Consider the following 13419-nt stretch of genomic DNA (forward strand, 5'->3'; position numbering starts at 1 on the left):
GACGGAAGAAATACTACCCTGGTAAAAAGAAGAAACATACAGTGAAGACGCAGATCATGGTCAACAAGAAAGGAATGATATTGCATAAAACCAAACACCAGAACGGCAAGAAACACGATTACGATATTTTCAAGAAAAAAGTCACATCTGCATCATTTTGTATCTAAAGGAAAAATATTCAAAGGAGATACCACCATATTTACTTCAATCACTTGATTCATTTAGAAAGGAAAAGCATGAAACATTACATGGTTTTGATTTTAAAGTTGATAAAAAGGATGCAGAACTGATTATAAAAGATGCAGAAAGTTTCTTAGAAATAGTTAAAAAAGTTATTAATAAATAGAATAAATTTTGTTCAATTTTTTTAATTGTAACACATAGATTTTTATGTTGTAATACCATAGTAATTTGCGTAGAATTATGTTATCTTAAATTACCCACAAAACATGACAGTATGACTGTATTGTTGTCTAGTATTTTAACTTTTTAATCCAGTTTAAAATCGTTGTTAAGATAATTAATAACCTTAAAAAAGATACTTTAAGTGTTTTTTTACAAAAAAAATAGAGTTTTATGTTTGTTAAAATCAGACTATTATGGGATTGAAATGATATAGAAATAACAAAGTTATTTCATTTTTCGTACAATGTTATACATTTTTTGTTCTTTTTGTTTTTCTGCATAAAAAAAGGCTTCATCCCGTGTGTTTTCTGTAATTAAAATAGTGACTCTTCCAATATGGCTTCTACCGGTTCTTCCTTTGCGTTGAATCCCTCTTATTTCAGAAGGAATCGGTTCATAAAAAATAACCCTATTAACATTCGGAATATCGATTCCTTCTTCAGCAATAGAAGTAGCAATGAGTATGTTAATGTCTCTGTTTCTAAACCTGTTTATAACTTTTTGTTGTTCTTTTTGGTTCATACCTTTTGTTGTTGTCTGCGTTGCTTGTCCAATGAATCGATGAAAATGCGCTTGCGGGATTTCTTTCAATGTTTTTTCAATAGAATCAATAGTATCTCTATACTGAGTAAAAATAAGAATAAGAGAATCTGGTTCTTCCTTGAATTGCTTTTTAACAATTTTTTGCAAAACATCTAATTTGGGATGAGATGTTTTACAATTTTTTTGTGCAAATGTTAACGCTTGTTTCAGTAATGGATGATTAAAAAACATTTGCTCTGATCTAGTGAGTTTCTGTTTTTTTGTGAATTTTTCAATGTATTTCAAAAAAGATGTAATACCTTGTGTTTCAACAAGTTCTAGACAATGATAAGTATGCAAAAGAATAGTATGATAGTTGTATAATGTGAAAACAAAAGGTTTTCTTTTAAATCTTTTTGAAATAGTTGCTCTTGCATCAAGTATGTCTTTTTTGGAAAGGTATTTTGGTTTTTTGTATGTAAGAATACCAAGTTTGTTGAGTTTTTCAAGTACTTCTAAATACAAACTATATAATGGTTTTTGGATGCTTTTAAGGTTTTCATCCATTGGTATTTTTATCCAGTCTATGAGAATTTCTTTAACATGATTTTTAACATCAACATCATCACGTGTTCTACTTTCAATATGGGTGATTTTTAGATTTTCCAGGATTTTTGCAATCTTTTTTTTCTTGGACCCAGGTGATGCAGTCAGACCAAGAATCCTGCAACAGCATTCTCTGGCGATTTTAACATAAGCATAGTTTTCCACTGCCTTATGCATCTCATCAAAAATAACAAGCCCAAGATCCTTTAGCGTGTATCGCTTGTTTTTTATATCATTGTATATTGTTTGTGGTGTTGCAATTATTATTGTTGCTTGGTTGAAAAGTTTTACGCGTTTTTTTGCAGAAACATTACCTGAAAGCATTATTATTTTTTCTTCATCTATTGCAAGATATTTTTTGCAGTTTTCATAATGTTGCTGTATCAACGGTTTTGTTGGTGCTAAAAATAAAATTTTTTTAGGCAAAACCTCTGCTATGACAAGAAAAGCAATAATGGTTTTTCCTAAACCTGTTGGGAGGATAACTGCAGTGTTTTTCAAACAAGCCCGGCTTGCAATATCAAGCTGATATTGCCTAGCAAAAATTGTGTTTTTGCGAATATATGGTTTATGTATGTAAATATTATCCTTTTCATAGGAAGGACTATCTTCTTTTAGAAACATGGAAAGATTAGTTTGAATCATATTAAAAATCCTGAAGTATAAATTCTTTTTTTCATTTCAGCTATTATAAAGATGATTAGAATATTTAGATTTTCCTTAAACAACTATAATACCAGTTGTTGATTTTTTTATCTCAATATTTACGTTAATTTGTTTTAAAAAGTTAATCCTATACTTACATCTTCCTTTATTTTATTATATTACATACCAAATCTTTTCCTATCCTTTTCCAGACAGCATTTCTTATACTTTTTCCCTGAGCCGCAAGGGCAGGGATCGTTACGTCCAATCTTTGAACCATATTTTTTATTCCAATGGTTTTCTTCTTTTTGCTTTCTTGTACTTAAAAAGCTTTCAGGTTGTATTTTTAATATAGTTTCTTTAGTTTCAACTGGTTTTTCTGATTCAAAATTTATACCAAATTTACTTAGATATTTAAAATATTGAAATGCACTACTTTTTTCTGTTTCTTTCTTTTCTAATTTGGTAAATAATTTATCCATTGCATTATCATATTTTTCAAGATTTGGGGATTTTGAATAAATTTTTGAATTTTTTTCAACTAATTGTTTTTTAGCATTCAATAATTTTCTCTTTTCCAAGTCAGCATTACTTTTTTCTAAAACATCTTCAAGAAAATTTATTACATGCATATAATCATCATAAATTGTTGTTTTTATTGTATCAATTGAAAACATGTTTTTTTCAACTCGATTATCAATAATTTTAAGTGCTTCAGTTAAATAAAACTCAGCATGTAAATAATTCTTTTTTTCAAAATAGTACTGTGCTAAATCATAGGCTAAATAACAGTAAAAAGGGTACTTCTTTTTTAATTCTTTGTATAACTCATTCCATTTAGGATCATTATGAATAATGCAGGAAATTAATTCTATACCATTCCAGTCTGGATGAGGTATCTGTTTGATAAGATAATTAGTAATTTCCAAAACTTTTTTTTCAAATTTAGGATTTTCCAAAAGATGTACTAAAAAAGTTTTTAATTCATAGCTAGGATTCATTTCTAAGTCAATTGTCTTTTGCCAGTCTTTTAAAAAATCTTTTTTCTTACAAAAAATATATGGTTGTAGTCTTTCAAAATAGTCAGCACATGCTTTTTCATAATCTTCTTGCTTTTCCTTATTTTTTTTGTTTTTTTCATCAGTTTTTGAAACAAATGTAAATGATTTATGTATTAAATCATTAAAATTAGGAACACATGGAATATCTGGACAGTAAATATTCCATAAAGCATATGCTGCTATCCAGATAAAATCTTCATCTTCTCCTTTTATGTTTGCTTGTGGATAAAAAAGTTTTTCAGCAAGAGTTTCAGGATAATTAACAGTTTGTGCAACTTTAATAAATTCTTGCTTGTCAACAGAAACACCAAATAAGGAAAGTTTATTTAGTATCTTTTTTTCAGGCCATTTTAAAACCTTATCCATAACAAGATAATCAGGTCTTTTTTCCCATTCCTCAATATTATTTTTCATCATTGAAAGAAATCCAAATTGAATAATTTCATTAAATTCTCCTTGTTCATATTTTTTTAATTGTTCTGATGCAAACGTGTATTTTGGGTTTAACTCGAGTGCTATTTTAAGGCAGTTAAGACCAAGAAAAGGTTTTCCTGAAAACAAATAAGAAATTCCTGCATTACAAAAAACACGATAAATATCTTGACTTGTTGTTTTTGTTTCAAGGAGTTTTTCAAAGGTTTTATCAAATTCTTTTGAAGCTTTTACAAAATTTTGTTTACTCATGTATAACATTGCCTTGTAATAGTAGTCAGTCCATTTCATTGGTGGAAGTGTTGTTGTTTTAATAATTACATTTGTTGGTTCTCCACGTTTTTCCCGTTCTTTTAGCACGTCAAAATATGTTAGGCCTTTGAGTTTTTGTGTAGGTAAAAGATGACTGAGTTTTACTGTTGTGTTAATGAGGTTTTGAAATAATTCCGCATCTACAAGTTTTTCTTTGTTTAACAAACCAGTTAGCATGGTTACTATTGTCATTGGGTCTTCATTTATGTCTTTTATCCACCTTTTTATAGAATCAGTTGATACATATGAATCAAGTTTACATTGTTGTAGAAGATTTGAAAGTCTTTCCTCAACCATGGATAATTCTTTACCCATCCCTTCCAAATCATCACCAAGAATATATATATAAATACTATTTATTATATTTTACTAACATTTATCTATATTTATCTATAATATTGTATTATTTTAAGTTGTAATCAATAAAACTTTATTTGAAAAAATCTAATTAAAATAAACAAAAATAGGAATAATATTGGTAAATTTTTTTGCAAATAAATATTATCAAAATGAAATCAATTTTTAATTAAATGTTTTCTAGTATTTTCAATAAATATTTGTAGAATTTTTCAACCGTGCTTACATGTAGTTGCTCTTCTGGCGAATGCGGGTATTTAAGTGTTGGGCCAATACTGATCATGTCCATGCTTGGGAATTTTTCACCAATTATTCCGCATTCAAGTCCTGCATGTATTGCTTCTACTTTTGGTTCAGCACCATACATTTCTTTGAATATTTTTTTTGAAAGTTTCAATATTTTCGAGTCAAGGTTTGGTTTCCAACCAGGATATGGTGTTTCTTCTGTTACTTTTGCACCGGAAAGCTCTGAAATTGCACGGATTCGATCTCTTAGATTTTGAAGAGCAGATTTAATTGAACTTCTTGTGCTAAATATTATCAAAACATTTTTTTCGCTGAAAGAAACCTTTGCTAAATTTGTGGATGTTTCAACAAGATTTGGTATATCATAACTCATTTTATCAACACCATGTGGTAGCCCATGCAGCAAGTTTAGTATTTTTTCCTGTGCATCCTTTGTTAAAGCTGTTTTTAGTTTTTCGGTTTTTTCTATTTCTACCTTGAAATTTGGGTCAATTGGTTTTATTTCTTCAAAAATATCTTTTTCTTCTTTTTTTATTGAGTCGATAAGCGCTTCTTTGTTCATTTTATTTATTGATATTTTTGCATTTGCCTCTCTTGGTATTGCATTGTGTTTATCCCCTCCTGTAATTTCTGTTACGTAGAAGTCATGGTTTTTTGATGCTTTCCAAAGTATTCTTGCAAGTATTTTTATGGCGTTTCCCCTTTGTTCATGAATATCCACTCCAGAGTGACCTCCTCTAAGACCTGAGACTCTAATTATCATGCTTTCAAGCTCTTGCTCAATTGATTGTGTATTTATTGGGACCTCAATTTTTGAATCTCCTCCTCCTGCACAACCAACAGTTATGACACCAAAATCTTCACTGTCTAGATTAAGCATTATTCTTCCTGAAAGCATGTGCGGCTCTAAAGCAAATGCACCTGTAAGCCCTGTTTCCTCATCAACAGTGTATAATGCTTCTATTGGGCCATGTTTTATTGTTTTATCTTCAAGTATTGCTAGACTTATTGCAAGCCCTATCCCATTATCTGCTCCTAATGTTGTTCCGTCTGCTGTTAGAATATCTCCTTTTAGTTTTAGTTGTATTGGGTCTTTTGTGAAATCAAATTTTACATCTGTGTTTTTTTCACAAACCATGTCCATATGACCTTGTAAAACAATAGTTGGTTTGCCTTCTAAACCTTTACTTGCAGGTTTTGAAATAACAACATTACCTGGTTTATCAGTTTTGAATTTTAAATTATTTTTTTTAGCAAAATTAATTATGTATTCTCTTATTTTTTCCTCATGTTTTGAGCATCGAGGTATTTTTCTTATTTCATTAAAATGTCTCCATACTATTCTTGGCTCTAAATTAGTAATTTCAGTCATATATTCTCCTCCCTATGGAGTCAAACATGTAATATTATATGGTAAATAAACATTTGCTATAGTTTTTTAGAAATATTTTATATAATCTTTATTTATTATCTTTGAAAAATTTAAGGTGATTTGTTTATGGATTGGGGAATGAAAAATAGATTATCAAAAATAATTAAACCAAAAGATGGTCATACAGTCATGCTTGCTGTTGATCATGGTTATTTTATGGGTCCAACATCTGGACTTGAAAATCTTGGAAAAATGGTTAATCCTCTTTTGCCTTTTGCCGATACATTGATGCTTACAAGAGGCGCTCTAAGAAATTATGTTGATCCAACTGTCGATATTCCCATTGTTTTGCGTGTTTCAGGTGGAACAAGCATTATTGGAAAGGAACTTCTTCATGAAGGAACAGTTGTTTCTATAGAGGATGCTATTCGTTTAAATGCTTCAGGTGTTGCTTATTCAATTTTGGTTGGTGCTGAGTTTGAGCGTGATACTATTCTTGGGTTGACTAATTATATTGATGAGGCTGAGCGATATGGTATTCCTGTTGTTGCTGTTACTGCTGTTGGAAAAGACATGGTTAGAGATGCGCGTTATATGAGTCTTGCTTCTCGAATGGCTGCCGAGCTTGGTGCCCATATTGTTAAAACCTATTATGTTAAAGATTTTGAGAAGGTTATTGAAACCTGTCCTGTTCCTGTTGTTATTGCTGGTGGTAAAAAGCAACCTGAAAAAGAAGCTTTTGAAATGGCTTATAATGCTTTACAGGCTGGAGCAATTGGTGTTGATATGGGTCGTAACATCTTTCAGAGTACAAACCCAGTCAACATGATTAAGGCTGTACGTGCAATTGTTCACAACAAGGCTACTGTGAAAGAAGCCTATGATATATTTAATTCTAAGAAAAAATAAACAAGGTTATATTAAGGCATACTTTTAAATAAAAAAATCGTATTATCCCTAAAAATAAAAAAGATTTGGAGAGGAAAAGAGGCAAAAACTATGTTGGAATGGATAATACTACTAATTGTAGTAATAATTGTATTAGTTGTTATAGCGTTCTTCTTTAGCTATTACAACAAAATAAGAGTATATGAAAACAGGATAGATAACGCATGGGCACAGATAGATGTACAGCTTAAACGTAGAGCAGACCTGATACCTAACCTTATGGAGACCGTAAAAGGATATATGAAACATGAAAGAGAGGTTTTGGAGAATGTTACAAAGGCAAGGGCAGCTATCATGAACGCAAAGACACCTCAAGAGAGTATAAATGCAGATAACATGCTTACAGGTACTTTAAAAACCTTGTTTGCTGTCGCTGAAAACTACCCTGATCTTAAGGCAAACCAGAACTTCTTGAACCTTCAGGATGAACTCACTCACACTGAGGATAAGATAGCTTATTCGAGACAACACTATAACGACTCTGTTTTGGCATACAACAACCTGATAGAGACGTATCCTGGGAAGCTTTTCGCAGGTGACAGGAAAGAAAAACAGATGCTGCAGATACCTGAGGCATCAAGAGAAGTACCAAAAGTTTCTTTCTAAAAAAATGTAACACTTGTTTGATATTATGGAAAAACAAATGCTTTTAGAGGACCACATACGGAAAAACAAGCGAGACACAGTAATAATCTGTATGTTTATGGTCCTTCTACTTTTCAGTGTAATATTTGCCATAGGATTGTTACTAGGTGTTCCACCTTATTTCACTATGGCAATTGCTTTACCTATAGCCTTGTTCTACCTAATGATAACCTATTCTTTTTCTGTTCAAACTGTTATTGCTGCTGCTGGTGCGAGACCTGCCAACCCACAAAACAGAGAAGAAAAACTTCTTATGTACAAGGTTGAAGAGATGGCTATCGCAGCAGGTCTTCCAACACCAAAAGTTTACGTACAAGACTCCAGGAACATCAACGCATTTGCTACAGGTAAAAAACCAGAGGAAGCCATAATATGCGCAACAACAGGAGCACTTCAACAATTAAATAAGGAAGAACTTGAGGGCGTTATAGGTCATGAGATGAGCCATATAAAAAACAGAGATATCCTAGTTATGACAGTTACTGTAGCAGTAGTTGGAACCATTGCGCTTCTAGCAGAGATAGCATTAAGATCATTATTCTGGAGTGGTGGTGGAAGAGGAAATAAGAAAGACGGTGGTGGAATCGCTATTCTTATTGCTCTTATCTTTGTTATTCTTGCACCGATCTTCTCAAGACTAACCTATCTAGCTATTTCACGGAGAAGAGAATACCTAGCTGATGCAGATGGAGCATATTTAACAAGAAACCCTGAGGGACTTGCAAGGGCTTTAGAAAAAATAAAAAATGATTTACCAGATGATCCAAAAGGCTCAAAGACAGTTGCACCACTTTACATAGCTAACCCATTCAAAAGAGCTTTACGCGACTCAATATGGTCAACACATCCACCGCTTGATGAAAGAATAAGAAGACTTAGATCAATGTAAAGTAAAAGAGAAATAAATTATACCTCTCTTTTTATTTACTTTTTGAGGAGAAAAAATAAATATGAAAATATCTACCATTTCAACAACAGGATATTCAAGTCGAACAGTACGAGGAAAAGGCTTAGTCATCGCTATGATTATATGGTTTCTTATCAGTTTTTCTTTTATTGGAATTAGTTTAACAAATATTATAAAAGGTCAAGAAACTGAAAATTGGCCATCGACAGACGGAATAATTTTATTTTCTGATATAGATAGGAGTAGCAGCAGTAGGGGTGGACCAACTTATGGTGCAAAAATTACCTACCAATATAATTTAAAACGGTATTAACTAAACATCAGATATGATATCATATGGTTATGCTTATTCTTCAGACTATAACGCTGCTTATCAACTAGTAGAAAATTATCCTGTCGGAAAAACAGTTACAATCTATTATAATCCTAATAATCCTTCTCAAGCAGTACTTATCAAAGGAGTAGATAGTGCATCATGGATATTTTTTCCTTTGGTTTATTTTTTTCAGTAATAGGAATCGCATTAACATTATATTTAATATTTAAAGATAAATCAGATAAATCGCCAAAACAAATTAACATATCTCTTGAAAAAAACAAATTATGTTCCTGCTGATACAATAGAAGGTATTGTCACTTCGAGTTTAAAGAAACAAAGATACGCTAAGGCTTTAAAAGTCGCCTTAATCGTAGATAGAGGTTTTGAGATTATCTCCAGAGGAAAAACCACTTACAACTCTTGTAATGTTTATAAAGACGAGGTTATTTTGGATGTAGAAAAGGAATATTGGAATGAAACATACCCATTTAAAATTAAGATACCTATCGATATATTCCAAAAATTAAAGACACCTGAAGCAGAAAGCGCAATTGGGATGCAAAAGAAACTTCTTGACTGGGGAGTAAATAAGGGATATGCTAACTATGTAGAAAAAGACAAATGGTATATTTACGCTTCTTTAGATATGCCCAAGAAGTTAGATATTAGTGACAAAGTAGAAATCAATGTATCATAAAATTTTTACTATTGTATTATTATGATTTTCTGTTCTTTTTTAACATCAAACATCATAGGTACATCTAGTTGGGATTTCACAAACCACTCTACAGGATAAACTCTCTGTCCACTTAGCATACTTATCGTATCAACAACAGCACCTAATCTTGGGTCCATATTTTGGCGAGTATCTATAGATAAGATGTTATTCGGAATCGGTATTTCAAAAGGATACTCTCCAGTTAGATATTCTCCTTCAGCACCAAGTGGTATTTTAAAATTAAATACTGTCACTGTTCTTGTATGTGTTTTTCCATCATGACTCCGTGTTCTCTCTTTTCTTTCCCCAAATAATCCTACTTCTAATTTTCGTGCTTTGGTTGATTTTTTCAAATTAAGCTTAACCGTACCTTTTATTGTTTCACCAGGTTTGTAGCTATATTTCTCCAGCATCAAGGTTATTTTATCTGGTCCAAACAAACCCATATTATTTCATCTCCAATTCCAATTTTTTTAATACAGTTTTTACAAAACTATCTATATTTTGCTCTCCATCTAAAATTTGTTCTTTTTTCATTCTTAATGCCAAGTAACTATCAACTATTTTAACCCCAGCATTTTCTAAATTATTTCTAATAATCTCATTGAACTTCTCTCTGTTATTAATTGGGCTTATACCAGTACTGAAAACAGCTGCTTTTTTGCCATTTATATTCTCAGCTTTATTCATAAAACTTTTAACAAAAGGTGAAGGGTATCCAGCCCATGTTGGAGAACCAACTAGTATAGCATCATATTTTTCCAAATCAAAATCAGTGTTTTTTATCGGTAATTCCAATTGTTTTATAGCTGCTCTGCCAGCAGTGAAAAAACCTGGTCTTTTAACATGCTCAATTTCAATGAGATCGACTTCAGCTTTTTCTTCTTCAAATTTTTCTTTTAGAATTTGTGCTGCTTTCCTCGTGTTTCCTGTTCTTGAATAATATATTATGCTGATTTTCATGTTTCCACTCTTAAATAACAGAATCATAAAATCTATTAAATAAATAACTATAGGCTGTAAACATTATGAAACAAGAAAAAATGAAGGTTGCGATGTACTACAACAACAACGATGTACGTATAGAAGAAATGCCAATACCTACGATTAATGATAACGAGTTACTTGTAAAAGTTAAAGCAAGTGGTATATGTGGTAGCGACGTTATGGAATGGTACCGCATCAAGAAAGCACCGAAGGTTCTTGGCCATGAGATCACTGGGGATATTGTTGAAGTCGGTAAAAAAGTTAAAAAATACAAGGTTGGCGACCGTGTTTTTGTTTCACACCATGTACCATGTGATAACTGTAGTTTTTGTCTAGAGGATAAACAAACTCTTTGTCATACGCTTCATACAACAAACTTTTACCCAGGTGGTTTCGCAGAGTACCTTAGAGTACCAGAAATTAACATCAAAAATGGTGTGTTTGTTCTACCAAAAGAGATATCTTATGATGAGGGTGTTTTCATTGAGCCTCTTGCTTGTGTTGTAAGAGGACTAAGAACAGCGGGTATGAAACCAGGGTTAGATGTTCTAGTAATAGGTAGCGGTATCTCTGGTTTACTTCAGATTAAACTAGCTCGTGCATGGGGCGCAAAACGTATTATAGCAACAGATATTGATGAGTATCGCCTAAAATCAGCGAAAAAGTTTGGTGCCGATTTTGCAATAAACGCCAGAGAAAACGTACCAGAGCAGATTAAAAAATATAATGATGGGAAACTAGCTGATATGGTTGTGATTTCTACTGGGGCGCCATCGGCTGTAAAACAAGGACTGCAATCTGTTGAAGCAGGTGGAACTATTCTCTTTTTTGCACCAACAGAACCCGGTGTAGAAATACCATTCCCATTGTTTGATCTTTGGAATAAACAAGTAAAAATGTTTTCAACTTATGCTGGTGCTCCAAAGGATATAGCAGAAGCAATTGATTTGATTAAAACAAAAAAAATCGTTGTTACAGATATGATAACACATAAATTACCACTCTCTGAGACGGCGAAAGGGTTCAAACTTGTGGCACAGGCAAAAGACTCTATCAAAGTAATAATAGAGCCGTAGAAATTAAGAAAAACAAAATAGACAAAAATTCTTTTAAGTACCCTTCGATTCTAAAATTCTTCTTTAATTCATTTCTATGTTTGTTTTATGAGAATTGTTTTGCCTAAAAAATCCGATATTAAAGTAAGTGTATGATAATTATTTGAGAAAAAGAAATCATTTTCCTCCGAATATTCACTGCCAGAACCATCATCCCATGTGAAGACGAGTTTTCCTTCTTTTAACTCGAAATTTTGTTTTTCCGTCTCATAATCCCCTTCAAAACCTATTTTAACATCTGTAAAACTAAAGGTGAATGTTAAAATATCCTCCATTGGTGGAGTATGCCATATACCGACCATTTTGTTAAGCCAGTCAAAGGAAGTTTTTCCTTCAAATATCATAAAAGAATCTATACTTTCGTCTACAATATGTAAATAATCATCATAATCATCTTCGGCTACTTGATAAGAGATGATAAAAACTTTTTCATAAGCTCCAACCAAAACATCTTTACGTATAACATAATAATCTAAAAATTCGTAAGACGGGTATCTTATCTCATAGCCATCTAAACTACCAATAGTACATTCGGTTTTCGTAGCATTTGGATAAATATTCATCCATTGTTCAACAACATCTTTTAATGTAATAGTATCATTCAAATAAAAAGGAGTTTGAGTAACAGTAAGTATTGGAAGTATGGCATGAGGATTATTGCAAAAGGTAACCATATTTGAAGTGATACCACCATAAAAGGGGAGGCTCCATCCATCAGGTATGTTAATTCCGAATCTAAAATCTTCATTTACATATCCCAGATTATCAGGTATTTCATCTCTCCAACTGTCATCATCTGAAGGACCATATATCGTTGTTTCTTCTTGCATTGTATCTTGCTTTGTATAAGATATAGTTTTAGGTTCCCCTGTCCATATACTTGAACTTAATCCTGTAAGATTAAGTTTATTATAATTATCTGAAAAATTAAAATCAACTGAAGCACTCCAATTCCAAATAGTAATCTCAATCTCTAATTTACTGTCATTTAATAACCAAGTTCCAGGTTCGCCATAATATGACAGCGTTTGGTTTGGATAAAAAATAATTCCATTGTAGCCATCAACTGTCCATCTGCCAACAAAATTATCTGAGAACGTCTTAGTTTCCGTCTGACCATTTTCAGTTGTTTTCTCATTAATGCAACCACTTAAAAATCCAACACCAACTATCGTCAAGATAATTAATGATACTGTTATTTTTTTCATATTTCCCTTCCTTTGACTGCAACTTCAAAACAAGTATTACTTTATAAAACCTCAGATAAATAACGTTTATCCTTGAAATTTCTGAGATTTTTAGATCGGATTGCTTATTTCTTTAAGTTTGATATACGTTTTATAATAACAGAAAACAAGTATAAGACTCGGAATGAAGCCAATTAAGGTTGCTAAGAGATATAAATTAAACAAACTCGCCTCATTTGTCACATCAATAAAATTAACATAGCGTGTTATAGGAATAGTAATAATATAAATAAAAAAGGTTAACGAAAGTAATTTTTTAATATTCTTTTCTGCTAATTCTTTAATTAAATAAATAAGAGCAAGCCAAAATGGAACGCCCATAATTGCAGTTACAATTGATAAAATGACTATTTGATTTGAGAATATTGGTATAATAAAAATTCCTGCAACTACAAAAAATATTATCCCAAATATGATAAGCCATTTTGCAAAAATCACATTTTTTCCATGGCTCTGACTAAACTCTTTTCTTCCTTTGATAACCAGATAAATCCCATAAAATACAACTAAAACTAAAACAGCAAGAAAGCAAAATAAAATAAAAATAACCATATTGATAATAGCAGAGGGAAATA

Annotated in this window: 14 protein-coding genes; 7 read left to right on the forward strand and 7 right to left on the reverse strand. The window is 31.6% G+C overall.

Features of this window, described 5'->3' with window-relative positions; translation table 11 throughout:
- Window positions 1-157: 157 nt before the first annotated feature.
- Window positions 158-346 (forward strand): hypothetical protein, encoded by a 189-nt coding sequence (locus QHH19_03595; protein MDH7517409.1) that lies wholly within the window; start codon window positions 158-160, stop codon window positions 344-346.
- A 284-nt stretch (window positions 347-630) separates the two neighbouring features.
- Here the strand turns inward: QHH19_03595 and QHH19_03600 are convergent, their stop codons facing one another.
- The 3 genes from QHH19_03600 to QHH19_03610 form a co-directional block, all read right to left on the reverse strand.
- Entirely contained in the window at window positions 631-2178 is a 1548-nt protein-coding gene (locus tag QHH19_03600; protein ID MDH7517410.1) for a helicase-related protein, read from the reverse strand.
- Window positions 2179-2357: 179 nt separating this feature from the next.
- The gene (locus QHH19_03605) at window positions 2358-4298 is read right to left on the reverse strand and encodes an SEC-C metal-binding domain-containing protein (protein MDH7517411.1); all 1941 of its coding nucleotides are present in this window, start codon (window positions 4296-4298) and stop codon (window positions 2358-2360) included.
- 211 nt (window positions 4299-4509) lie between these two features.
- Window positions 4510-5958, reverse strand: a complete 1449-nt coding sequence (locus QHH19_03610; GenBank protein ID MDH7517412.1) for an aminoacyl-histidine dipeptidase — start codon at window positions 5956-5958, stop codon at window positions 4510-4512.
- A gap of 126 nt (window positions 5959-6084) precedes the next feature.
- Between QHH19_03610 and lsrF the strand changes: the two genes are divergently transcribed.
- The 5 genes from lsrF to QHH19_03635 all read left to right on the forward strand — a co-directional run bounded on the left by lsrF (window position 6085) and on the right by QHH19_03635 (window position 9474).
- Entirely contained in the window at window positions 6085-6867 is a 783-nt protein-coding gene (gene lsrF / locus QHH19_03615; protein MDH7517413.1) for a 3-hydroxy-5-phosphonooxypentane-2,4-dione thiolase, read from the forward strand.
- Window positions 6868-6957: 90 nt separating this feature from the next.
- Complete coding sequence (locus QHH19_03620) at window positions 6958-7512, forward strand: LemA family protein (protein MDH7517414.1); 555 nt, start codon at window positions 6958-6960, stop codon at window positions 7510-7512.
- 25 nt (window positions 7513-7537) lie between these two features.
- Window positions 7538-8440: a M48 family metallopeptidase gene (locus QHH19_03625; protein MDH7517415.1), complete on the forward strand. Its 903-nt coding sequence runs from the start codon at window positions 7538-7540 to the stop codon at window positions 8438-8440.
- Between the two features lie 61 nt (window positions 8441-8501).
- On the forward strand, window positions 8502-8771 hold the full coding sequence (locus QHH19_03630) for a hypothetical protein (GenBank protein ID MDH7517416.1): 270 nt from the start codon (window positions 8502-8504) through the stop codon (window positions 8769-8771).
- 274 nt (window positions 8772-9045) lie between these two features.
- The gene (locus QHH19_03635) at window positions 9046-9474 is read left to right on the forward strand and encodes a hypothetical protein (GenBank protein MDH7517417.1); all 429 of its coding nucleotides are present in this window, start codon (window positions 9046-9048) and stop codon (window positions 9472-9474) included.
- Window positions 9475-9482: 8 nt separating this feature from the next.
- Here QHH19_03635 and QHH19_03640 read toward each other — a convergent pair whose 3' ends face one another.
- Window positions 9483-9941 (reverse strand): hypothetical protein, encoded by a 459-nt coding sequence (locus QHH19_03640; protein ID MDH7517418.1) that lies wholly within the window; start codon window positions 9939-9941, stop codon window positions 9483-9485.
- Window position 9942: 1 nt separating this feature from the next.
- The gene (locus QHH19_03645) at window positions 9943-10458 is read right to left on the reverse strand and encodes a flavodoxin family protein (protein ID MDH7517419.1); all 516 of its coding nucleotides are present in this window, start codon (window positions 10456-10458) and stop codon (window positions 9943-9945) included.
- 65 nt (window positions 10459-10523) lie between these two features.
- Here QHH19_03645 and QHH19_03650 point away from each other — a divergent pair, with 65 nt between their 5' ends.
- Complete coding sequence (locus QHH19_03650) at window positions 10524-11558, forward strand: alcohol dehydrogenase catalytic domain-containing protein (protein MDH7517420.1); 1035 nt, start codon at window positions 10524-10526, stop codon at window positions 11556-11558.
- A 74-nt stretch (window positions 11559-11632) separates the two neighbouring features.
- Here the strand turns inward: QHH19_03650 and QHH19_03655 are convergent, their stop codons facing one another.
- Window positions 11633-12805, reverse strand: a complete 1173-nt coding sequence (locus tag QHH19_03655; GenBank protein MDH7517421.1) for a hypothetical protein — start codon at window positions 12803-12805, stop codon at window positions 11633-11635.
- A 90-nt stretch (window positions 12806-12895) separates the two neighbouring features.
- Window positions 12896-13419, reverse strand: a 524-nt coding sequence (locus QHH19_03660; protein ID MDH7517422.1) for a hypothetical protein, incomplete at its 5' end; no start/stop codon positions are given.

The sequence above is a fragment of the Candidatus Thermoplasmatota archaeon genome, assembly GCA_029907305.1.
GTDB lineage: Archaea > Thermoplasmatota > E2 > DHVEG-1 > DHVEG-1 > JARYMC01.

What these genes read in the sequence shown, in the direction of transcription:
- QHH19_03645 (MDH7517419.1), bottom strand. Translation starts at nt 10,458, where the DNA reads ATGAAAATCAGCATAATATATTATTCAAGAACAGGAAACACGAGGAAA.
- QHH19_03630 (MDH7517416.1), top strand. Translation starts at nt 8,502, where the DNA reads ATGAAAATATCTACCATTTCAACAACAGGATATTCAAGTCGAACAGTA.
- QHH19_03620 (MDH7517414.1), top strand. Translation starts at nt 6,958, where the DNA reads ATGTTGGAATGGATAATACTACTAATTGTAGTAATAATTGTATTAGTT.
- QHH19_03655 (MDH7517421.1), bottom strand. Translation starts at nt 12,805, where the DNA reads ATGAAAAAAATAACAGTATCATTAATTATCTTGACGATAGTTGGTGTT.
- QHH19_03625 (MDH7517415.1), top strand. Translation starts at nt 7,538, where the DNA reads ATGGAAAAACAAATGCTTTTAGAGGACCACATACGGAAAAACAAGCGA.
- QHH19_03640 (MDH7517418.1), bottom strand. Translation starts at nt 9,941, where the DNA reads ATGGGTTTGTTTGGACCAGATAAAATAACCTTGATGCTGGAGAAATAT.
- QHH19_03610 (MDH7517412.1), bottom strand. Translation starts at nt 5,958, where the DNA reads ATGACTGAAATTACTAATTTAGAGCCAAGAATAGTATGGAGACATTTT.
- QHH19_03650 (MDH7517420.1), top strand. Translation starts at nt 10,524, where the DNA reads ATGAAACAAGAAAAAATGAAGGTTGCGATGTACTACAACAACAACGAT.
- QHH19_03605 (MDH7517411.1), bottom strand. Translation starts at nt 4,298, where the DNA reads ATGGGTAAAGAATTATCCATGGTTGAGGAAAGACTTTCAAATCTTCTA.
- QHH19_03600 (MDH7517410.1), bottom strand. Translation starts at nt 2,178, where the DNA reads ATGATTCAAACTAATCTTTCCATGTTTCTAAAAGAAGATAGTCCTTCC.
- lsrF (MDH7517413.1), top strand. Translation starts at nt 6,085, where the DNA reads ATGGATTGGGGAATGAAAAATAGATTATCAAAAATAATTAAACCAAAA.